Annotated in this window: 29 protein-coding genes; 12 read left to right on the plus strand and 17 right to left on the minus strand. The window is 72.4% G+C overall.

From position 1 onward, the window contains the following. Positions 1-420 precede the first annotated feature (420 nt). Positions 421-582, plus strand: coding sequence for a hypothetical protein (locus tag BSB02_RS40475; RefSeq protein ID WP_158088562.1), 162 nt, complete (start codon positions 421-423; stop codon positions 580-582). Positions 583-591: 9 nt separating this feature from the next. On the opposite strand, the gene BSB02_RS05915 is transcribed toward BSB02_RS40475, so the two are convergent. Beyond that, positions 592-1,317: a YqjF family protein gene (locus BSB02_RS05915; RefSeq protein WP_084957648.1), complete on the minus strand. Its 726-nt coding sequence runs from the start codon at positions 1,315-1,317 to the stop codon at positions 592-594. Between the two features lie 197 nt (positions 1,318-1,514). On the opposite strand from BSB02_RS05915, the gene BSB02_RS05920 reads away from it, so the two are divergent. Beyond that, a complete protein-coding gene (locus BSB02_RS05920; protein WP_084957650.1) occupies positions 1,515-2,456 on the plus strand; it encodes a CAP domain-containing protein in 942 nt (313 codons plus the stop codon). Positions 2,457-2,632: 176 nt separating this feature from the next. On the opposite strand, the gene BSB02_RS05925 is transcribed toward BSB02_RS05920, so the two are convergent. Beyond that, the gene (locus tag BSB02_RS05925) at positions 2,633-2,863 is read right to left on the minus strand and encodes a hypothetical protein (protein ID WP_143590292.1); all 231 of its coding nucleotides are present in this window, start codon (positions 2,861-2,863) and stop codon (positions 2,633-2,635) included. 255 nt (positions 2,864-3,118) lie between these two features. Between BSB02_RS05925 and BSB02_RS05930 the strand changes: the two genes are divergently transcribed. Then, entirely contained in the window at positions 3,119-3,523 is a 405-nt protein-coding gene (locus tag BSB02_RS05930; protein WP_158088564.1) for an STAS domain-containing protein, read from the plus strand. Positions 3,524-3,654: 131 nt separating this feature from the next. Here BSB02_RS05930 and BSB02_RS05935 read toward each other — a convergent pair whose 3' ends face one another. Further along, positions 3,655-4,632, minus strand: coding sequence for a YihY/virulence factor BrkB family protein (locus tag BSB02_RS05935; RefSeq protein WP_084957656.1), 978 nt, complete (start codon positions 4,630-4,632; stop codon positions 3,655-3,657). Between the two features lie 166 nt (positions 4,633-4,798). On the opposite strand from BSB02_RS05935, the gene BSB02_RS05940 reads away from it, so the two are divergent. Continuing rightward, positions 4,799-5,632, plus strand: a complete 834-nt coding sequence (locus BSB02_RS05940; RefSeq protein ID WP_084957658.1) for an MOSC domain-containing protein — start codon at positions 4,799-4,801, stop codon at positions 5,630-5,632. A 12-nt stretch (positions 5,633-5,644) separates the two neighbouring features. On the opposite strand, the gene BSB02_RS05945 is transcribed toward BSB02_RS05940, so the two are convergent. The 5 genes from BSB02_RS05945 to BSB02_RS39375 form a co-directional block, all read right to left on the minus strand. Further along, a complete protein-coding gene (locus BSB02_RS05945) occupies positions 5,645-6,310 on the minus strand; it encodes a 4'-phosphopantetheinyl transferase family protein (RefSeq protein ID WP_084957660.1) in 666 nt (221 codons plus the stop codon). A gap of 64 nt (positions 6,311-6,374) precedes the next feature. After that, the gene (locus BSB02_RS05950) at positions 6,375-6,773 is read right to left on the minus strand and encodes a YybH family protein (protein ID WP_084957662.1); all 399 of its coding nucleotides are present in this window, start codon (positions 6,771-6,773) and stop codon (positions 6,375-6,377) included. Positions 6,774-6,843: 70 nt separating this feature from the next. Next, positions 6,844-7,350 (minus strand): OmpA family protein, encoded by a 507-nt coding sequence (locus BSB02_RS42000; protein ID WP_084957664.1) that lies wholly within the window; start codon positions 7,348-7,350, stop codon positions 6,844-6,846. Continuing rightward, positions 7,347-7,958, minus strand: a complete 612-nt coding sequence (locus BSB02_RS42005; RefSeq protein ID WP_143590294.1) for a hypothetical protein — start codon at positions 7,956-7,958, stop codon at positions 7,347-7,349. Before BSB02_RS42005 ends, BSB02_RS42000 begins: the two co-directional genes overlap by 4 nt. Positions 7,959-7,989: 31 nt before the next feature. Continuing rightward, positions 7,990-8,190: a hypothetical protein gene (locus tag BSB02_RS39375; protein WP_143590296.1), complete on the minus strand. Its 201-nt coding sequence runs from the start codon at positions 8,188-8,190 to the stop codon at positions 7,990-7,992. Positions 8,191-8,249: 59 nt separating this feature from the next. Here BSB02_RS39375 and BSB02_RS05965 point away from each other — a divergent pair, with 59 nt between their 5' ends. Then, a complete protein-coding gene (locus tag BSB02_RS05965; RefSeq protein WP_206184534.1) occupies positions 8,250-8,861 on the plus strand; it encodes a TetR/AcrR family transcriptional regulator in 612 nt (203 codons plus the stop codon). A gap of 98 nt (positions 8,862-8,959) precedes the next feature. Further along, positions 8,960-9,235, plus strand: coding sequence for a fimbria/pilus outer membrane usher protein (locus BSB02_RS05970; RefSeq protein WP_084957670.1), 276 nt, complete (start codon positions 8,960-8,962; stop codon positions 9,233-9,235). Between the two features lie 179 nt (positions 9,236-9,414). Here the strand turns inward: BSB02_RS05970 and BSB02_RS05975 are convergent, their stop codons facing one another. Next, positions 9,415-9,828, minus strand: coding sequence for an SRPBCC domain-containing protein (locus BSB02_RS05975; RefSeq protein WP_158088565.1), 414 nt, complete (start codon positions 9,826-9,828; stop codon positions 9,415-9,417). A gap of 200 nt (positions 9,829-10,028) precedes the next feature. Beyond that, positions 10,029-11,090, minus strand: coding sequence for a glycosyltransferase family 4 protein (locus BSB02_RS05980; RefSeq protein WP_169729359.1), 1,062 nt, complete (start codon positions 11,088-11,090; stop codon positions 10,029-10,031). A gap of 135 nt (positions 11,091-11,225) precedes the next feature. Here BSB02_RS05980 and BSB02_RS05985 point away from each other — a divergent pair, with 135 nt between their 5' ends. Genes BSB02_RS05985 through BSB02_RS05995 form a run of 3 tightly spaced genes read left to right on the plus strand, consistent with a single transcriptional unit; the run spans position 11,226 to position 14,235 of the window. Continuing rightward, positions 11,226-12,359, plus strand: coding sequence for a COG1470 family protein (locus tag BSB02_RS05985; protein ID WP_084957676.1), 1,134 nt, complete (start codon positions 11,226-11,228; stop codon positions 12,357-12,359). Positions 12,360-12,371: 12 nt separating this feature from the next. Further along, complete coding sequence (locus tag BSB02_RS05990) at positions 12,372-13,316, plus strand: ABC transporter ATP-binding protein (RefSeq protein WP_084957678.1); 945 nt, start codon at positions 12,372-12,374, stop codon at positions 13,314-13,316. Then, complete coding sequence (locus tag BSB02_RS05995; RefSeq protein ID WP_084957679.1) at positions 13,300-14,235, plus strand: ABC transporter permease; 936 nt, start codon at positions 13,300-13,302, stop codon at positions 14,233-14,235. The genes BSB02_RS05990 and BSB02_RS05995 overlap by 17 nt, the downstream gene beginning before the upstream one ends. Before the next feature lie 12 nt (positions 14,236-14,247). Here BSB02_RS05995 and BSB02_RS06000 read toward each other — a convergent pair whose 3' ends face one another. Further along, entirely contained in the window at positions 14,248-14,625 is a 378-nt protein-coding gene (locus tag BSB02_RS06000) for a signal peptidase I (protein ID WP_084957680.1), read from the minus strand. Between the two features lie 110 nt (positions 14,626-14,735). Here BSB02_RS06000 and BSB02_RS06005 point away from each other — a divergent pair, with 110 nt between their 5' ends. Both BSB02_RS06005 and BSB02_RS06010 read left to right on the plus strand, forming a co-directional pair. Further along, positions 14,736-15,221 carry a hypothetical protein gene (locus tag BSB02_RS06005; RefSeq protein WP_143590298.1) on the plus strand — a complete coding sequence of 162 codons (486 nt, stop codon included), beginning with the start codon at positions 14,736-14,738 and terminating at the stop codon, positions 15,219-15,221. Next, the gene (locus BSB02_RS06010; protein ID WP_158088566.1) at positions 15,214-15,849 is read left to right on the plus strand and encodes a class F sortase; all 636 of its coding nucleotides are present in this window, start codon (positions 15,214-15,216) and stop codon (positions 15,847-15,849) included. Before BSB02_RS06005 ends, BSB02_RS06010 begins: the two co-directional genes overlap by 8 nt. Positions 15,850-15,852: 3 nt before the next feature. Here the strand turns inward: BSB02_RS06010 and BSB02_RS06015 are convergent, their stop codons facing one another. After that, positions 15,853-16,647: a DUF4253 domain-containing protein gene (locus BSB02_RS06015; protein ID WP_084957683.1), complete on the minus strand. Its 795-nt coding sequence runs from the start codon at positions 16,645-16,647 to the stop codon at positions 15,853-15,855. A 54-nt stretch (positions 16,648-16,701) separates the two neighbouring features. Here BSB02_RS06015 and BSB02_RS06020 point away from each other — a divergent pair, with 54 nt between their 5' ends. Further along, positions 16,702-17,295: an HAD family hydrolase gene (locus BSB02_RS06020; protein WP_240506217.1), complete on the plus strand. Its 594-nt coding sequence runs from the start codon at positions 16,702-16,704 to the stop codon at positions 17,293-17,295. On the opposite strand, the gene BSB02_RS06025 is transcribed toward BSB02_RS06020, so the two are convergent. The 5 genes from BSB02_RS06025 to BSB02_RS06040 all read right to left on the minus strand — a co-directional run bounded on the left by BSB02_RS06025 (position 17,282) and on the right by BSB02_RS06040 (position 19,945). Continuing rightward, positions 17,282-17,704, minus strand: coding sequence for an SRPBCC family protein (locus BSB02_RS06025; protein ID WP_084957684.1), 423 nt, complete (start codon positions 17,702-17,704; stop codon positions 17,282-17,284). The genes BSB02_RS06020 and BSB02_RS06025 overlap by 14 nt on opposite strands. After that, positions 17,701-18,006, minus strand: coding sequence for a metalloregulator ArsR/SmtB family transcription factor (locus BSB02_RS06030; RefSeq protein ID WP_084957900.1), 306 nt, complete (start codon positions 18,004-18,006; stop codon positions 17,701-17,703). Before BSB02_RS06030 ends, BSB02_RS06025 begins: the two co-directional genes overlap by 4 nt. Then, on the minus strand, positions 18,006-18,365 hold the full coding sequence (locus BSB02_RS06035; RefSeq protein ID WP_084957685.1) for a VOC family protein: 360 nt from the start codon (positions 18,363-18,365) through the stop codon (positions 18,006-18,008). Before BSB02_RS06035 ends, BSB02_RS06030 begins: the two co-directional genes overlap by 1 nt. Before the next feature lie 51 nt (positions 18,366-18,416). Further along, on the minus strand, positions 18,417-18,710 hold the full coding sequence (locus BSB02_RS41275) for a hypothetical protein (RefSeq protein ID WP_206184535.1): 294 nt from the start codon (positions 18,708-18,710) through the stop codon (positions 18,417-18,419). 110 nt (positions 18,711-18,820) lie between these two features. Further along, positions 18,821-19,945 carry a TIGR03118 family protein gene (locus BSB02_RS06040; protein ID WP_084957686.1) on the minus strand — a complete coding sequence of 375 codons (1,125 nt, stop codon included), beginning with the start codon at positions 19,943-19,945 and terminating at the stop codon, positions 18,821-18,823. Between the last annotated feature and the right edge of the window lie 31 nt (positions 19,946-19,976).

The following is a 19,976-nucleotide window of genomic DNA, read 5'->3' on the forward strand; positions in this document are numbered from 1 at the left end:
GACCTCCCGCGGCGGGCTGGCGGTCAACGTCATCGAATGCTGACGGCGTCACCGATGCGCGTGGCGGTCACCGGTCGCCGTCCAGCGTGGACCGGCGTGAGCGGGTGAGCCTCATGATCGCCCATATGCCGATGAGAGCGATCAAGATGTCGAGCAGCAGGATGGAGACAACCACGATCCGGGGTCCTTCCAAACCGGATAATTCTACCTCAAAGGTTCTTAACAGTATCTTATTCTCAAAGCAACCCATAGGGGGTCGATCGTTGGCTTCCCGGGTGTGGAACTCCGTCCCTCGTCATCCGGTTTAGCCCGGATGGCAGGCGGTAGAGGCCAGGGAGTCCACCCAACGAGGACGGCCACTGATCATCTCATCCCGTGGATGCCCGAGGGCTGTCCTCACCGCCACGGAGGAGAAGATCCATGCTGGTCGTGGCACTGGCCACCCCTGTGGTGGTCTTCCTCTGGCTGATGCTCATGCAGGTCCTGGAGGACAGGCTGCTGCCCGTGCACGCGCCGCTCCAGCGCGAGGGGCCCGCTCCGGAGCCGGCGGGCGCCGCCGACCGGGAGGTCCCGGTCCCCTAGCGAGCGAGGTCACCCCCGCAGCCAGGTCCACACGCCCACCCGGACCCCTACGCCGGGGGAGGCCAGCACGCTCGCCGGCTCGCCGAGGTCGGGCAGGCCGGCCGCCCGTGTCAGGTCCTGGTCCAGGTCGAGCAGCCGCGCGCGGTGCAGCGGCCAGGGCGGATGCTCCACGTCGGCGGCGGCCAGCCGCCCCGCCACGAGGGAGAACAGCCGGTACCTCGCGGTGAGGAAGTGCGTCAGCTCATCCTGCTCCTCGCCCTTGAGGGGCTCCCCGACCTCCACCCGGGCGTCGCAGCGGGCGCCGGGGCTGCCGGGCCAGCGGCGGCGCGACCGGTAGGTCAAGCGGCCGTCGGCGGCCTGGACCGACATCGAGGACCAGTGGTACGGCAGCCAGTACCCGGCCCGGCCGCTCAGCGCGGCGGGCAGCAGACCGGCGTCCAGCGAGAAGAACCAGATGCCGCTGCGTCCCCGCGAATCGCGCGCGTAGGTGCGCAGGTTCGTCTCGGGGAAGGACGACACCCACGGCAGCGCGGGCAGCCCGGGGACGCGCACGTTGCGCATGTGGAACGGCGTCAGGCCGACCCAGGCCGCGCCGTCGAAGGTCTCCACCGTCAGCTCGCCGGGCACGAACGCCTGGACGTCCGGCACCGGCAGCCGCCAGTGGATGAAGGTCATGGCCGACCAGTCGTGGCACATGATCGGCCAGGCGACCCGAGGTGAAGGAGGAGCCTGCATGGAGTGCTCCTACCCTGGCGCGGGCTCCCTACAGGTGGACATTTCCCGCTATATATGCCGTTTTGCGTGTTTTGTTGGCATTTTGTAGGAGTGCTGTAAGCGCCTGCCGATCCAATGCCGGCTCGAAGCCATGCAGCGTGCCGGTAGGGGGCCGGAGAGTCACGCGGCTTCGGGAAGAACGATCTCTCGGGAGAACCATGAAGAAGCCGGCCACAGGCCTGCTCACGGCCGCTGTCACGGGAGCGGCGGCCCTTTCACTGACCGCCACGACCGCCAGCGCCACGACCGCCAGCGCCACGACCGCCAGCGCCACGACCGCCAGCGCCACGACGGGCGGCGCCACGACCGCCCAACCGGCCGCGGCGACGACGAGCGATGTCAGGTATTGGGGGCCGTACTACGCCGCGAACAAGATGGCCATGGCCAGAGGCATGATCCGCGTCATCACGCACGAGGGCGGCGGCACTTACGCCGCCATCCGGGTCACCCTGCGGGACATGGACACCCGCTCCTCGGAGCAAGGCGGACAGTGCGCATACGTGAAAATCCAGTGGAGCGACGCCAACGGGAACAGGCGCGGATACCGCAGCCAGTACCTCTGCGGCGATCACGCCACGAAGAGCTACCAGATCGGGGCGAAGGACGTGGGCACGGTCCGCGTCCAGGTCTGCTCCTACAACGAGGCGACCAAAGGCGTCACGGGATGCGATGGGTCGCATGTGATCTACCGGGCGTCCCCGCAGACGTCCGGGGGGAGCGAGGCCGCCTTCGCCGCCGAGGTCATCAAGCTGACGAACCAGGCCCGCGAAGCGGCGGGGTGCGCACGGCTGGCCCAGGACTCGCGGCTGCGGGCCGCCGCGCAGGGGCACTCCACCGACATGGCGGGCAAGGGATACTTCAGCCACACGTCGGCCGACGGCCGCACCCCGGCCCAGCGGATCGCGGCCGCGGGATACGCTCCGGTCTCCGCCTGGGCCGAGAACATCGCGAGGGGTCAGAGCAGTCCCGCCGAGGTCGTCAAGACCTGGCTGGAAAGTCCCGGCCACGCGGCCAACATCAAGAACTGCGCCCTGACCCACATCGGGGTGGGCTACGACGCGCGAGGCTCCTACTGGACCCAGGTCTTCGGGCGCCACTGACGGTGTGAGATCCGAGCTGTGACATCCGACCTGTGACATCCGACCTGCCCCGGTGTCGTCCGCGAGCGAGCCGGGGCAGGCGCCTGCGCGGGCCCACCCTCGAGACTTCGAGCTCCTCGAGATCGGCGACCCGCCGGGCCGATCGACGTGCGGGGATCCCCCGGAGCGGAACCCGGCTAGGGCGCCCTCGTCGGAGAGGCGGTGGCCGTGGGGGTGGGCGCGGTCGTCGTCGACGTGCCGCCGTCGGAGGCGGCGAGCACCAGCACCCAGGCCCCGACGGCCGTCAGTGTCATGGCCGCGGCCGTGCCGTACAGGACTCTCCGGACCGCGCGCCCGCGCCGCTCGCGCCGCAGGGCTTCCTCGCGCCGCTGAGCGGCACGCCTGAGCTTCACCTTTCGTTCTGACATGGACACTCCCGAAACATCCCGCGGGCGTCACCCTAGGCCGGAGCGCGTAATGCGGAGCTAAGCGCTCACCGGTCCGGCAGCGCGTCGCGGGCCGTACGCTCCTCCAAACCGGGGAAGTTGTGGCACAGTGGAAACCGGAAGCTCGGCAAGTCGCGGGCGGGATGATCACAACGCGGGACGGCTGGGACGGACAACCGCCTTCCGTGCACCGACATCCCGAGGATGTCACGGCAGGCGACAGCAGGAAGGCCCAGCGTGGATCCCACACCTCCGTCACGCCCCGCCCCATCCTCCCTCCGGGTCTGCGTCCAGGCCTGGCCCGAGGCGTCCGCGACGGTGGTGACGTTGTTCGGCGAGCTGGACTGGACGACCATCGACGTGTTCGCCGCCGAGCTGGCGCTGGTGCCCGGCGAGCCCGTCCCTCCCCGGATCGTGCTGGATCTGGCCGGCCTGGACTTCTGCGACTCCGCCGGTCTCAGCGCGCTGATCAAGGTGTGGAACGGCGTCCAGCAGTCCGGAGGCGCCCTGGTGATGGCGGGCGTGCGCGGCCGGTGCGAGCGGCTGTTCCAGGTCACCGGCCTAAGCCGGGTCTTCGCCTTCTACCCGACCGTCGCCGACGCCCGCGGCGCCCTGGGAGCGCCGCCCGTCGAGCCCGTCTGACGGGCGGCCGGCGGGACGGTCGTGCGGGTTTTCGCCGCTTCGGGTCTCCAGCTGGTCGATGATGGCGTGCGCGAGCGCGCTGCGGGCCCGCAGCCACTCCTCCAGGGTCTGCTCGGCGGGTCGGCGGGCCATCACGACTCCATCTTCCGGGTGTCGCGCGGTTCCACGTACGGCTCCCGCTCCGGCGGGTGACCGGCCTCGATGGCCCGGCCTCGGGCGAGCTCGGCGTCGAACTCCACGCCGAGCAGCACGGCGATGTTGGTGATCCACAGCCAGACCAGGAACACGATGACGCCGGCCATGGCGGCGTAGGTCTTGCTGTAGGAGCCGAAGTTGGCCACGTAGAACCCGAACGCCGCCGAGGCCAGCACCCACAGCGCCACCGCCAGCATGCTGCCGGGCGTGACCCAGCGGAAGCCCGGCTGCCTGACGTTGGGCGCGGCCCAGTACAGCAGCGCCAGGATGAGCGTCACGATGACCACCAGGGCGGGCCACTTGGCGATGCCCCAGACGGTCAGCGCGACCTGGCCGATGCCCAGCACGCGGCCGGCCTGGTCGGCCAGCTGCCCGGTGAACACCACGGCCACCGTGCCGGCGGCCATCAGGATCACCAGGACGGTGGTGATGGCGACGCGCAGCGGCAGCGTCTTCCAGATGGGCCGGCCTTCCTCCATCTCGTAGACGATGTTGCCCGCGCGGATGAAGGCGCCCACGTAGCCGGAGGCCGACCAGATGGCGACCGCCAGGCCGATGACGGTGGCGATGCTCGCGGCGCGTGGCTGGCCCTGCAAGCCCTGCAGGACCTGGCTGAGGATGCTGCGGGCCGGTCCGGGGGCCAGCGCGCCGACGTTGTCCAGCAGCGGCTGGGTGGCGACCGGGCCGAAGAAGCCCAGCAGCGAGATCGCGGCCAGTAAGGCGGGGAACAGGGACAGCACGCCGTAGTAGGTGAGCGCGGCGGCCCAGTCGGTCAGCTTGTCGTCTTGGAACTCCTTGACGGTGCGTTTGAGCACCCCGATCCAGGACGGCTTGGCCAGATCGGTGGGACCTTCCGGAGGCCGCCGGCGATCGGCGAGCCTGCCGTCCGGGGATCGCCTGTTGGACGAAGGCATGGTCGTCGGCCCTTCCTGACGAGGATCTCCCACCACGGGATCCCCTGCGGGCTACCCGTCAGGAGCGGCTTCAGGCATGGGCGGCGGCCACGCCGCGGAGACGTTCCCCGCAATCCGGAAGAATGCGGTTACAGCGGATCAGGACTCGAGGCAGGGACGGGCGCGCATGGACAACGTGGTGGGAACGGTCGCGGCACTGTGCCGCTACCCGGTCAAGTCCATGCTCGGCGAACGGCTGGCCGCCGCCGAGGTCACCGAGCGCGGCCTGGCCGGCGACCGGCGTCTTGCCGTCCTGGACCGGGAGACGGGCAAGATCGCCAGTGCCAAGAATCCGCGGCTGTGGCGGGCCCTGCTGACCTGCGCCGCATCGCTCACCGAAGACGCCACGCGAATCACCGGGCCGGACGGCAAGACGCTGTGGAGCACGGACGCCGACGTCGACGAGGCGCTGTCGGCCATCCTGGGACGGGCCGTCACACTGACCGGCACGCCGCCGCCGCGGGCCACCCTGGACCGCGCCCAGCCCGACCGGGTGCTGCGCGAGGGCCTGGACGCCGACGTGCCGGCCGCCGTCGTCCAGGTCGGCTCGGCGTCTCCCGCGGGCACGTTCTTCGACTTCGCGCCGATCCACCTGGTGACCACCTCGACGCTGCGCCGGGTGGCCGCCCTGAGCCCGCGCGGGGCCGCCGAGGCCGAGCGGTACCGCCCGAACCTCGTGGTCGACACGGACGGTGAGGGCTTCGTGGAGCACGAGTGGGTCGGCCGGGAGCTGCGCGTCGGGGACGGGCTCACGCTGCGGGTGGTCGCCTCGACGCCGCGCTGCGCGGTGCCGACGCTCGCGCACGGCGGCCTGCCGCGGGACCCGTCCGCCCTGCGGGTGCTCGCCGCCCACAACCGCGTCCCCGCCATGCCCGGCCGCGACCCCGAACCGTGTGCCGGGGTGTATGCGCAGGTACTGCGGGGCGGACGGGTCGAGGTGGGGGACGTCGTGCGCCGGTGACCGGCGCGGCCGTCAGTCGAGGCGCGGGACCACGATGGCGGTGAGGAGCAGGCCCCGCTCGCCCAGCCAGCGGCCGGAGAAGCCGCGAAGCTCGCGGCCGTTCACCGCCGGCCCGCCGACCAGCAGGCGGGCGGAGAACCGCCCCGCCGGGTCGACGGTGACGTGCGCGTCCTCGAAGCCCAGCCGGCGGCCCGTGAGCGGGAACCACGCCTTGTAGACGGCCTCCTTGGCGCAGAACACCAGCCGGTCCCAGCGCACCTGCGGCCGCTCGGCCAGCAGCCGGGCGATCTGGGCCCGCTCCTCGGGCAGGGAGACGGCCTCCAGGACGCCTCTGGGCAGGGGCTCGTCGGGCTCGGCGTCGATGCCCACGGCGGCGGTCCGCGCGGACTCGCCCAGCACCGCGCCGCGGTACCCCGCGCAGTGCGTGATGCTGCCGACGACGCCGGCGGGCCAGCGCGGCTCGCCGCGCGGCCCGGGAAGCACCGGCGCGGGCGGCCTGCCCAGCAGCTCAAGGGCTCGCCGGGCGCAGGCGCGTCCGGTGACGAACTCCCTGCGCCGCTTGTCGACGGCCTTGCCGATCACGGCCTCCTCCTCGGGGAAGAGGATCCGCTCGCCGGGATCCACGTCGTCGAAGGTGTCGGCGGACACGACGAAGGGGGGCAGGATCGCCTCGATCACGCCCTGATCGTAAAGCGGCCGGGAAGGCGGTGGCGTCTCGGAGCCGGCGTCTCGGAGCCGGCGTCTAGGAGGTGGCCGCGAACGAGTGGTGCTCGTGCGCCACCACCCACCGGTCCCGCTCCTTGCGCAGCCCGAGCGTCAGCCGCAGGCGGCTGTCCGGCCGCTCGGCGAGCTCCTCCGGAGTGCCGCACCGCAGCAGGGCGTAGGCGTAGGCCACCGTGTCCCCGGCGGTCACGTCGAGGGACACGATCTCGAACCGCGCCCCCTGCCGCAGCCACTCGAAGAACGGCGGCCACGTCGCGCGATAGGCCTCGATGCCCCGCACGCCCTCATGCGGCGGCGGCACGTCGAACATGACGATGTCGGCGGCGTGGTGCGCCAGGACCCCCTCGAGGTCGCCCCGGCGCACCGCCGCCGCCCAGTCCTCGATCAGGGTGCGGATCTGCTTGTCGTCCTCGGACATGCCGGCCTCCTGTGAGATGTCCGTCCTACCGGGACGGACTCGCCGGGGCCGGGAAACTCATCGGCGCGCGTCACCCTTGGTAGACGATCACCACGCGCCGGTTCCTGGCCCTGCCCGCCGGGTAGTCCTTGCCGTCGCGGGTGTTGGGCGCGATGGGCCGGGCTTCGCCGTACCCCACGGCGACGATCCTGACGCCGCCGCCGGTCAGCCGGTCCAGCTCCTGCTTGACCCGCAGCGCGCGCAGGCGCGACAGGCGCAGGTTGTAGGCGGGCGTGCCGAGCGCGTCGGTGTGCCCCTCGACCCGGACCGTCCCCCGCAGGGCGGGCGCCAGCGCGGCGATCTCGCGCTTGGCGGCCTCGGTCAGCTCGGCCTTGCCGAAGGCGAACAGCACGTCGGAGGAGATCGTCACCCGGGTCCGCCCGTTCTGCGAGACCTGCGAGCGCAGCGACTGCACCGGCAGCTCCAGGCCGCGGACCGACTCCTCCATCGCCAGCGGCCTGATCGACTCCTGGAGCGCGGAGTCGGGCACGGGGGCGGGGTCCAGCAGCGCCAGCGCGAGCAGGACGTGGCCGATCACGAGCTCACCGGGACATCGCGGAAGGGCGCCCAGTCGGAGACGTGCACGTCCATCGACGTCACGTTCTCCGGCGGGGCCGCGAACGTGTAGGTCATGACGAGCTGCTGGCCGACCAGGATGTTCGTCCACACGTCGTCCGGCTTGAGCTCCTTGCCCGCCGAGTCCTTGACCACCATGTGCCGCTTGAGGTTGACCGTGTCGATCAGCGTCACCTCGAAGCTCTTGTCGCCCACGATGTCGTACGGGCTGACCTTCCTCTCCTTCGGCTCCACGCCGGAGGGCAGCCGTGGCGTGAGGGAGAAGACCAGGTCGACGAGCTTGCCGCGGCGGGTGAGGCTGTGCACGGCGACGTCGACCTTCCCCTGCTCCTGGAACGGCGAGTCGTAGGTGGCCTTCGCCAGCACGGTGGCCGGGTCCGTCGTGACCGCCCTGCCGTCGGAGTCCTGCTGCTCGGCGTCCTTCTTCGGTTCGGTGTCCTTCTTCGGCTCTGCGTCCTGCGGCGACTCGGCGGCGGGCGGCGACGCGCCCTGCCCCGGCAGCAGCCCGCATCCCGACGACGCCGTCACCATGGCCATCACCACGCCGGCGCTCACGAACAGACTTCTCAACTCGACATCCTCCACGATCAGGGACAGGTGATCACTTGGGCCGCCCAGTCCGGCTCGCGGTGGCCCAGCGGAAGACGGTCCGCCCCTCCTGCCGGAACCGCGGCTCCCAGCCGCCCTCGATGCGTGCGGCGTGGCCCGGCGAAGCGTCGCCGCCGCGGATGGCCAGGTCGGCGTTGGTGGGCACTCGCTCGGGCTGGTAGTGGCCCACCGAAACCACTCGCGATCCGGACATATCGCCTCCCTTGCGCCGAGGACTATAGCGTCCGAACGATCGGTCGCTAAACTCGGGACGTGAGTCCACGCCGATCAGCGGCGCAGGCGCGGAACACGCGGGCGGCCATCGTCGCACGCGCGATGGCCGTCGCCTCCGTCGAGGGCCTGGAAGGGCTCACCATCGGCCGCCTGGCCGACGACCTCGGGCTGAGCAAGTCGGGGCTGCTCGGCCACTTCGGCAGCAAGCAAGGGCTCCAGCTGGCGGTCGTCGAGGCGGCGGCGGAGGTGTTCCGGCGCGAGGTCGTCGCGCCCGCGTCCGGGAACGCTCCCGGGCTGCCCCGGCTGCGCGCCCAGTGCGAGGCGTGGATCTCCTACCTGGAGCGTGCGGCGTTCCCCGGCGGCTGCCTGCTCACGGCGGCCGCGGTGGAGTTCGACGACCGGGACGGCCCGGTGCGCGAGGCCGTGCTGGCGCAGCAGGACGCCTGGCTGGCGGAGCTGCGGAGCCAGGGCGAGCGGGCGGCCCGCTCCGGCGACCTGCCGGCGGGCGCGGACCCCGAGCAGCTGGCTTTCGACCTGCTCGGCGTCATGCTGGCGCTCAACCAGCGCCTGCGCCTGCACCGCGACCCGGAGGCGCCGCGCCGCGCCCGCCGGGCCGTCGACCGGCTGCTCGGCGCTCGCGAGCCGGCGTGACCCGGCTCCTCACCGCTCGTGACGGCCCGGCGCAACGTCTTTCGGTGGGGCGAAGGCCGCGCGACCATGGAGGAGTATCCGCCTGGAGGAGGCCCGCGATGAGCCGCTACAGCGGGCCGGCCACCCTGGTGACCGGGGCCGGCGTGGAGATTGCCGTGGAGGTCGACCTGGAGGAGGAGCCGGGGGCGCCGAGCCGCTGGCGCGGCCGGGCCGTGACCGACGACCCAGCCGGCCTCGATCCCTCGGACGACGTCGGGAACGCCGTGCTGCGCCTGCCCGACGGGCGCGCGGGCCGGGTCGTGGTCGCGCACGTGGCGTTCGGGCGTCCCGTCACGATCGAGCTCGCCGGGGGAGGCCCGCCGCCCTTCGGCTGACCGGCCCGGAAAGGCCGGCACAGAAACCGACGCGGAAAAGAACCGACGCGGAAAAGATTCGGCGCGGCCTTCCGAAGGTGATTCCACCTGTGGCGGGGATCCAGCGGAGGGGATTCCCTCAGTCCAAGGTGGACGCAGTGAAGGCCGCGCAGGGGTGTCGTACCCGGCCGGATGGCGCTCTAACGCTCTCCGGCCTCCTGCATCTCCCTCGCGAGGGCGGTCAGCATGGCCAGCGCGTGGTCCCAGTTCTCGGCGCTCCACGGCGGGACGTCGAAACCCGTCTCGACCACCCGCACCCGCGTCCGGCCGCCCTCCCCGGTCAGCGTGAGCGTCACCAGCGTGGTGCGGTCGTCCTGCACCGAGTGCCCGGGCGCCAGGCACCACCGCCACGACAGCAGGCGCGGCGGATCGACGCGCTCGACGACGCCGTTGATGATGTCCTCGGCCCCCAGGTCGAACCGGGCGGGCGCGCCCTCCCTGAGCTCCATGGCCGCGCCGGGGAACCAGCGGGCGAGCGACGCCGGACTGGCGATCAGATCCCAGACCCGCTCCACCGGGGCCGCGATGGCGATCTCGCGCTCGATCCTGTCCACTCGGGCCTCCTCCGGCCGCAATCCCCTCAAGGGGAGCGTAGGCCCGCGGCGGGCGGCCCCTCAACGAAGCGGCGGTCAGCCTTTGGTGAAGGTGAGGCGACGGTGAAGGTGGGGCGATGCCGTACCGGAAAGGCGCCGTGACCGGACGCGCGGGCAGCCGGTGGCCGGGACGCGCCCGGGCCACCGGCTGGACAGGGCCGTCAGGCGGCCAGGGAGGCGACCAGGCTCTCGTTGACCACCTGCTCGTAGACCTTCTCGTACCCCTCGGCCATGCTCGTCGCGTCGAAGCGCAGCTCCACGTGGGTACGGCAGGCGGCCGGGCGCAGCGCCCCGGCGGCCTCGACCGCGGCGGGCAGCTCCTCGGCCCGGGTGCAGACGATGCCCGTCACCCCGTCGTCGACCACCTCGGGCACCGAGCCCCTGCGCAGCGCGACCACCGGCGTGCCGCAGGCCATCGCCTCGATCATGACCATGCCGAAGGGCTCCTCCCACTGGATCGGGAAGAGCAGGCAGCGCGCGCCGGCCAGCAGCTCGCGCTTGAACGTGCTGTCGGCCTCGCCGACGTACTCGGCGTCCGCGCCCAGGCGCGGGCGGATGAACGTGTCGAAGTACTCGTGCTCGGCCGGCTCGTTGATCTTGCCGGCCAGGACGATCCGCCGGCCCGCCGCGCGGGCGGCGTCGATGGCCAGGTGGGCGCCCTTGTCGGGGCTGAACCGGCCCAGGAACAGCGTGTAGTCGTCCTTGTCCTCGCGGAAGGGGAAGGTGGACACGTCGACGGCGTTGTGGACGGTGCCCACCCAGTTGAGGCCGGGGGCGCGCAGCTGCTGGGCGTCGGAGATCGACACCAGGCTGATCGAACGGCCCAGCAGGCGGTAGTACTCGGCCAGCTCGCCCTCGGCCGGGCCGTGCATCGTGACCACCGTCGGCGTGGCGCGGTTCACGGCCAGGAGAGGACCGGCCAGCGAGTGGTCGTGCACCACGTCGGCGTCGAGCTCGTTGAGGATCTTCGCCACGGACGCGGCGTGGACGACCTCGGGCATCGGCTCACCCAGCCGCGAGGAGGGCGGCTCCTCGTAGGTGGCGACGAAGTCGGCGGGCGTGCCCGAACGGCCGGCGCCGATGAGGGTGACCTGGTGGCCTCGCCGTACGAGGGCGCGGACGAGGTCGTTGAGCACAGCCTCGATGCCTCCGTACGCGCGTGGCGGCACCTCGAACCACGGGGGCGCCACCATCGCGACGTGCAGCCGAGACCGTCCGGGCATGATCATCTCCTCTCAAAGCTCCACATGCACCTTGCGTAAAGCTGCATCCAGGATTATAAGTTCTCTCAAACTAAAGAGACAGAGTTGGTTCTCCCATCAACAGGGAGACTCCGACCGAACGGACGGCTGGTCACGATGTCGCTGCTTCGCCTCCTGCCGTGCGCTCTGGCGGCCCTGCTGGGCGTGACCGTCCTCGCCCCCGCGGCGCACGCGCAAACGCTCACGTTGTCCACGCCCTATCCCTCGATCGAGGTGGAGCCGGGCGAGACGGTGTCACTGGACGTCGAGGTCAAGGGATCGCCGCCCGGCCGGGCCGACCTCGACGTGGACGCGCCCAAGGGCTGGAAGCACAGCCTGCGCGGCGGCGGTTTCGTGGTCTCCAGCGTGCACGCGGGCAGCGCCGAGGTGACGCTGGACGTCACCGTCCCGGCCGAGGCCAAGGGCACCCACGAGGTCACCGTCACCGCCCGCGGACGCGGCGGCGAGCGCGCCCGGCTGCCGATCACGATGGCGGTGCGCGGCGGCGAGGAGGCCGGCGTGCGCCTGGAAGCCGAGTTCGGCAAGCTCACCGGCAAGCCGGGCGACACCTTCAGCTACAACGTCACGCTCCGCAACGGCGCCCCCAAGGCCATCACCTTCGCCCTGGCCGTCCGCGGCCCCTCGGGCTGGAACGTCTCGGCCAACCCGGCCAGCCAGGCCCGCGCCACCACCGTCAAGGTCGACGGCGGCAGCACGGCCGCCCTCACCGTCACCGCCGACCCGCCGGACGGCGTCACCGCCGGCGGCTACCCCATCCAGCTCGGCGTCACCGGCGGCGGACGCCAGGCGGCCATCGAGCTGACCGCCGAGGTGACCGGCACGGTCGAGATGGAGCTCGGCACCCCCGACGACCGGCTCAACGCCTCCGGCTCCACCGGGCAGCAGACCCGCGTGTCCCTCGTCCTCACCAACAAGGGCTCGGCGCCCCTGACCGGCGTGACGCTGTCGGCCTCGCCGCCCAGCGGCTGGGAGGTGAAGTTCGAGCCCGAGACCGTCGACGTCGCGCCCCGGCAGACCGCCCGCGTCACCGCGCTCGTCACCCCCTCCGACGACGCCGTGACCGGCGACTACATGGTCACCCTCACCGCCGACAAGGACGGCACGCGCTCCTCGGCCGACATCCGTTTCACCGTCGAGACCTCACGCTGGTGGGGACTGTTCGGGCTGCTGGTCATCCTGGCCGTGGCCGGCGGGCTCTGGTACGTCTTCCGCACCTTCGGACGCCGCTGACATGGAGCCGACATGGTCGACACGGACGCCCCCGTCATCTCCATCCACCGGCTGACCAAGCGGTACGGCCCGGTCACCGCCGTGCGCGAGCTGGACCTGGAGGTACGGCGGGGCGAGGTCTTCGGCCTGCTCGGGCCCAACGGGGCGGGGAAGACCACCACCATCCTCACGCTCCTCGGCCTCGCCGAACCCACCTCGGGCACCGTGCGGGTGCTCGGCCTCGACCCCACCCGCGAGGCCGTCAAGGTCAAGCGGCAGGTCGGCTACGTGCCCGACAGTGTCGGCTTCTACCCCGGCCTCACCGCGCGGCAGAACCTCCGCTACACGGCCCGGCTGAACGGCCTGCGCGACGTCGAGGACCGCATCACCGAGGTGCTGGAGCAGGTCGGCCTCGGCCACGCCGCCGACGCCAGGGCCGGCACCTTCTCCCGCGGCATGCTGCAACGCCTCGGCATCGCCGACGCGCTGGTCAAGAACCCCTCGGTGATGATCCTGGACGAGCCGACCATCGCCATCGACCCCGAGGGCGTCCGGCAGGTCCTCTCGCTCATCCGCACCCTGCGCGAGGAGCACCGGATGACCGTGCTGCTGTCCTCCCACCTCCTCTACCAGGTGCAGGAGGTCTGCGACCGGGTCGGCATCTTCGTCAAGGGCCGCCTGGTGGCCGTCGGCTCGGTCGCCGAGCTGGCCGACCGCCTGTCCGAGGGCCGCGTCGTCGTCGAGGTGGGCGTCGCCGGCGACCCCGACGCCGCCGCCCGCCGCCTGGCCGAGGTGGACGGCGTCCAGGAGGTGTCCAGGGAGGGCGACCTCCTGCTGGCCGTCTGCGGCGGCCAGTCCCGCGCCCGGATCGCCGGCGCCCTCACCGGCGCCGGCCACACGCTGCTGCACCTGCGGCAGCGCAGCAGCCACCTGGACGAGATCTACCACAGGTACTTCCACCATGAACGGACCGAGTAAGGGCTGGTGGGTGGTCGCGCGCAAGGAGATCGCCGACCACCTGCACTCGGCGCGCCTGGCCGTCGTCGCCGCGCTGCTGTCCCTCAGCGGGATCGCCGCCGTCTACGCGGCCGGCGGCCGCATCAGGGACGTCGCCGCCCAGGCCGGCGACGACCCCGCCCTGTTCCTCAAGCTGTTCACCGTGGCGATCGAGAACACCCCGTTCGCCTTCGTCAACTTCGTCGCGCTCATCGGCCCGCTGCTGGGCATCGCCTTCGGCTTCGACGCCGTCAGCTCCGAACGCGCCCAGCGCACCCTGCCGCGGCTGCTGGCCCAGCCCATCCACCGCGACGACGTCGTCAACGGCAAGTTCGTGGCGGGGCTGGCGGTCATCGGCGTCCTGCTGGCGGCGCTGATGGCGCTGGTGGCCGCGATCGGCATCGTCCGGCTCGGCATCGTGCCGCGCGCCGAGGACGTGGGGCGGCTGCTGGTCTACCTCGTCGTCTCGATCGTCTACATCGGCTGCTGGCTGGCGTTCGCGCTCATGCTGTCCATCGTGCTGCAGCGCGCGGCGACCGCGGCGCTGACCGCGATCGGGACGTGGCTGGTGTTCTCGCTGCTGGCCGCGTTGCTGGCGCAGATCCTCGCCGGGGTGTTCGCCGAGCCCGGCACGGTCGAGCACGCGGGGTTGGAGCAGGCGTTCGGGCGGGCCTCACCGGCCATCGTGTACGAGGAGGTCACGGCCGCGCTCCTCACGCCGGAACTGCGCACGCTCGGGGTGATCCTGCCCGAGCAGGCCTTCCGCGCCGTGCCCGGCCGCCTGCCGCTGGACGAGAGCCTGCTGCTGGTCTGGCCGCAGATCACGGGCCTGGTGGCGCTGGCGGCGGTGCTGTTCGGCGTCGCCTACGTGGCGTTCCTCCGCCAGGAGGTGCGCGTCTGACGGGCTCTGGGGTCACCGTACGGCGTAGCCGGGCACCGAGGGCCAGCGGACGGTCAGCACGAGGGAGTCCTCCTCCGAGTGCCAGGAGTGGTCGACGCCCTCGCCCCAGACGACGTAGTCGCCCTGCCGGGCCAGCAGGACGCTGCGTCCCGGCAGCTCGACGCGGAACCGCCCGCTGATCAGCATCAGCATCGCGGTGCGCGTCTCGCCCGTGACCCATCGCGCCCGCCGTTCTCCCGCCGGGTGGCGGCCCCACTTCACCTCGACGTCGCGGCTGTGCCGTACGTCGTCCGGGGGTTTGAAGTGCCCCAGCAGCCACCCGCGGTCACCGGGGGCGTCGGCGTCGGCGTTGCCCACGTAGACGTTGCCCACACGGACGTCGTCAGTCATGAACGCCGACCCTACCGCCCGCCCGTCGGTCCCCGAAAGCGGCACAAGCAGCGAAAAGCTTTGCCATTGGCGGTGCTGGTGTGGCCGATGGTGCGGGGTAGAACGCGGCCATGGGCACACTACGACACGCGCTGGCCGTGGCGGTCGTCCTGCTGGCCGTCACCGCCGCGCCCGCGGCCGCGGACAGCGTGAAGGTCAACCCCTACCGCGCCGAGCCGGGCGACTCGGTGCGGATCGTCGTCTACGGATGCGAGGACGCCGACCAGGTCTTCGCCGTGTCGAGCGTCTTCGAGGAGGACGTGGAGCTGGTGCCGACGGGCGACTTCTGGTCCGGAGCCGCCGAGGTGAACCGGGACGCCCGCACGGGACGCGCCTGGGTCGAGGTGGGCTGCGACGACGAGGCCGAGGTGCTGGAGGGATCGTTCGTGGTCGTCGACGGCTTCGGGCCCGACACCGGGAGCGGCGGGCTGGCCATGGGCGCCGAGGACCACTCCGGGCTGGCGTGGGGGGTCGCCGTCATGGTGGCCGCGGGCGCCGCGGTGGTCGCCGTGTCCGTGCTGGCGGGCCGCCGCCGTGCGGCCAGGATGCGTGGCTGAGGCGCGCCGCCTGGCGGGCGTCCTGCTGCTGCTCGCCGCGGCGGTCGCCTGCAAGGCGGACGGCGCGGCCCGGCTGTCCCTGCCGGTCGTGGTGCAGGCGAGAGCCTGGCCGCGCCCCGCGGCGCAGGCGAGGGCGCAGTGGGCCCGCCCCGTGCGCGTGCTCGTGCCGCGGGCGGGCGTCGACGCCCCCGTGATCGGCCTCGGCGGCGAGGACGGCCACCTGGGCGCCCCACCGGCCGGCGAGGCGAACCTGGTCGGCTGGGACCGGCAGGGCCCGGCGCCCGGCGACCCCGGCGCCGCCGTCCTCGTGGGCCACCTGGACACCCGCGCCGGCCCCGCCGTCTTCGCCCGGCTGCGCCAGGTCAGGCCCGGCGACACGGTCGCGGTGGTCCGCTCCGACGACCGCGTCGCCGTCTACCGCGTGACCGGCTCGCAGGAGGCGGGCAAGGAGGACTTCCCGGTGCGCAGGGTCTTCCGGGCCTCGCCCAGGCCCGCCATCCGGCTCGTCACCTGCGGCGGCCGGTTCGACCGCGTGCGCCACGCCTACGAGGACAACCTCATCGTGTACGGCGAGCACGCCGGAACCTACCGCCTGGCCGATCTCGTCGAGCGTCCCGGCGCGGCCTGACGGTCAGTCCCACCAGAACGACCAGGCGTGCCGGCCGACGATCTCCTCGGCGTACCCGCGCAGGTCGCCGCTGCCCTGCAGGATGTTGTCGGGGCAGAACGCCCAGTGCTCGGCGGCCACGTGGACGGCGTGGTCCAGGTCGGTCGGCGGGGCCGCCACGCTCATCTCGAGCGTGTTGAACCCCAGGCACACGACCCGGGCGCCGAACCTGTCCTCCCAGCTGCGCACCACGGCCGCCATCGGGACGATCCACTCGTTGTGGTGCAGGGGGCCCTGCCAGCCCAGCGTCACCAGGGCGTCCGCGCCCCTCGCCCCGGCGGCCAGGCCGATCGGCATGCCGCGCTGGGCGAGCTCCTTGGCGTACCACTCGGCGACCAGGTCGGGGTCGGCGGCGAGCACGCCGGCCTCGGCCAGCCCCGGGCACAGCGCGCCGAACGGCTCGATCTCGCCCAGCGCCTCCTCCGGCGCCTGCGCCACCCACTCCTGCCAGACCTCGGCCATGAAGCCCTCGGCGGTGAAGTGGTCGATCAGCATCGGGTCGTCGGGCGCGACGCGGGCCACCGACCAGGGCTGGGCCGACTCCTCCAGCAGCAGCGGCCACAGCCCGGAGCGCGGGTGCTCGGCCCGCAGCGCCGCCCACAGCGCGCCGGTGGCGGGCGTGTGGCTCATCCAGAAGGCCGGCCGGCCGTCGTCGGCGCACATCACCTCGCCGGGGGGCAGGTCGGCAGCGAGTGCCCGCCCCTTGCCGCCGTCGGCGAACAGCCGGCGCAGGTCCGGTGGCAGCTGGTGATCGTCCATGTCCAGGCATATCGTAGTGGCCCGGTCCGGCGCGATCCTGGACAATGGGGGGCCGTGATCCCCTATGACGCGATCCTGTGCGACTTCGACGGCGTGCTGCGCCACCACGACCTGTCGGTCCAGGCCGACATCGAGCGCCGGTACGGCATGGCCTCCGGAACCCTGCTGGGAGTCGCCCTGGCGCCCGAGGTCGTGACCCCGGCGATCCTGGGACGGATCACCGAGGAGGAGTGGCGCGCGGCGATCGCCGAGGCGCTCGGCGGCGACGAGCGCGCCCGGCGGATCGCGGCGGAGTTCGCCGAGGTTCCCTCCTGGATCGACGAGGAGGTCAGGAGCCTGCTGGCCAAGGCGCAGGAGCACGTCCCGATCGTGCTGGTCACCAACGCCACGACGAAGCTGGAGGAGGACCTCGAACGGCTGGGCCTGGCCTACTTCGCCGACGCCGTGGTCAGCAGCGCCAGGGTCGGCGTGGCCAAGCCCGACCGCCGGATCTTCGAGATCGCCGCGAAGGAGGCCGGAGCCGCGCCCGAGCGGTGCCTGTTCGTCGACGACTCGCCGGCCAACGTCGAGGCGGCCAGGGCGCTCGGCATGACCGGCGTCCACTTCACCTCTGTCGCCGACCTGGCCACCGCTCTCAGGCTCGGGTGAGCGCCCGCTCCAGCGAGCGGAACACGTGCGAGCGCCAGCCGCGGCCCATGTTCCTGAAGGCGAAGGCGTGCACCGGATCGTCCAGGTCGAAGCCATCGTGGACCAGGAACAGCCGGGTGCCCCGGCCCTCGGGCACGAGCGTCCACGTCACGACCGTGTCGAGCGCGTCGTCGCCCCACCGGATGCTCAGCCGCCGCTCCTGCTCGATCTCCAGCACCTCGCAGTGGATGACGCCGTCGAAGCCCACCGCCGGGATGGGCTCGGCGGTGAAGGTGAAGCGGTGCCCGGCGACCGGCTTGAAGTCGTTGGGCATCAGCCAGCGGGCCAGCAGATCCGGATCGGTGAGCGCCCGCCACACCTTGGCCGGCGGGTGCGGCAGGAACTCGTCGACCTCGATCGCGTGACTCATGACTCGTCCTCCTCCAGGACGGCCCGCAGCCCGGCGAGCTTGTCACGCCAGAACCGCTCGTACGGCCCCAGCCACTGCGACAGCTCGCGGAACGGCTCGGCCTCCAGCCGATAGAGCCGCCGCCTGCCGTACCGCCGCTCGCTGACCAGGCCGGCGTCCCTGAGCACCTTGAGGTGCTCGGAGACGCTGGGCCTGCTCATCGAGAAGTTGGCGGCCAGCTCGCCGGCCGACCGCGGCCGCTCCAGCAGCAGCTGGACGAGCTCGCGGCGGACCGGGCTGGCCAGCGCGCCGAAGACGTCCATCACCACTTCTCGGTCAGGACGATCTCGTTGCCGTCGGGGTCGGCGAAGGTGGCCTGCCGTCCCCAGGGCAGCCGGTCGGGGCCGTCGACGGCCACGCCCGCCTCGCGCAGCGTCGCGCAGTCGGCGTCGAGGTCGGAGCTCTCCAGCATCAGCCCCCGCATGCCGCCGGGGGTCGCGCCGGGGAGGGCGGCCAGGACGATGCTGGTCGCCGCGCCCTCGGGCGCCACCTGGAGCCACCGCATCGGGCCGTCGCTGTTGTCGGCCAGCACCTGGAAGCCGAGGGTGCCGGCGTAGAAGGCCTTGGCGGCGTCCTGGTCGGAGACGGGCACGGTCAGCACTTTCACCTGAGTGATGGTCATAGAGCCGACAATATGTAGGAGAATTCCTACCTGTCAACCGTAGGAGATTTCCTACGCTTCCATGGCCATGTCGAAGAACCGGCGCTCCAGCGCGACGGCCCGGCGGAAGACCGCCAGCACGTCGTCACGGTGCGCCGGTCCGACCCGGTCCAGCTCGCCGCGCAGGAGCCGGCGCAGGCCACGGCGGCCCCCGGCAGGGCGGTGAAGGAGTCGACGGACTGGAAGTCCTGCATCAGGTAGCGCCGCATGCCGGCCTCGCCCTTGAGGATGGCCGGCGAACGGGTGCCCGGCCACCGCCTCCCAGTCCTGCGCGCACTGCTCGCGCAGCCAGCCGGTGAATCTCATGCCGCCATTTCGGCCGCGGCTGTGCTGCGGTGCTGTTGTGTCCTTCCGGTACGGCCCGCGCCCGCCGTACCGAAAGGGGCCGGTCGGGCCGTCCCAGGGAGACGGGCGGGTCAGTAGCCCCCGGGCGGTTCCTGGGACTGCCGCTGGTTGCCGGACTGGGACTGGGACGGCGAGGAGGAGGGAGTCGGCTGGACGGCGGGGCCGGAGCCGGCGGGACGGATCATGCCGACCAGGCCGTGCTTGGCGCCGTCGATGCCGGCGGCGAACCACAGGGCGTTCGTGCCGCCCGTCTCGGCGGTGCCGGGCTCCAGGTCCCACAGGCCGGGCAGGACGATCTTCTGGCCGTTCGCCTGGCGCAGCGGGCCCAGGTGCCGGCCGCGCTTGAACACGTGGACGGTGCCGTCGCCGAAGTTGCCGATCAGCAGCGCGCCGGAGTAGGCGCCGAAGTCACGAGGCGCGAGCGTCACGGCCCACGGCGCGTTGAGCGGGCCGCGCCCGATGCGGCCGGTGAGGCGGCCCTCCTCGGTGAAGCGGCTGACGAACCCCTTGCCCCGGCCGGGCACGGCCTTGCCGGTGTTCGGGTCGCGCAGGGCGTAGGAGACCCAGACCGCGTCGTTGATCACCGAGACGTTGAAGGGGTGGTAGTTGTCCGGGAGGAACGGGTCGCGGAACTGCCAGCGGGCCAGCCGTACCCGGCGGAAGTCGTCGTCGAAGGCGTGGATGCGGCCGCCTGCGAAGTCGGCGGCCAGCAGGAACCTGCCCTCGTCGGTCTCCAGCATGGCCAGGCCCTTGTAGTCGGCGCCGCGGGTGAAGGCCCCGATGACGGCGTTGGCGGGGTCGGCCTCGGCGTTCCACCCGGTGATGGCGCCGCTGGGGCTCGCGAAGATGAACGTGGCGGGCTTGCCCTTGACGGTGAAGCCCTCGCCGGAGGTGTTGGCGACCTGGCCGGTGGGCGCGCCGCCGGGGACGGCCACCTCGGTGGCCTCCTTCCTGCCCTGGCCCGAGTAGACCGTCGCGGTGCCGGTGCCCGTGTTGGCCACCCACAGGGTCTTGCCCATGGCCAGCCCCCAGGGGTTGACGACCTTGGGATCGTGGACCGCGGCTTTGCCCTTGACGTCCGAGACCAGATTGACCACCTCGAACCTGGCCCGCGTCGTGGTCGCCTCGGCGGGGGGTGCGAGGAGAGCCCCGAGGGCGATCGTCGCAGCGCAGAGCGTCATGATGCGGTGCTGCATCCGTGCCTCCTTGGTATGCGCTTGTGACGCG

This window comes from Thermoactinospora rubra (genome assembly GCF_002093975.1).
Lineage (GTDB): Bacteria > Actinomycetota > Actinomycetes > Streptosporangiales > Streptosporangiaceae > Nonomuraea > Nonomuraea rubra_A.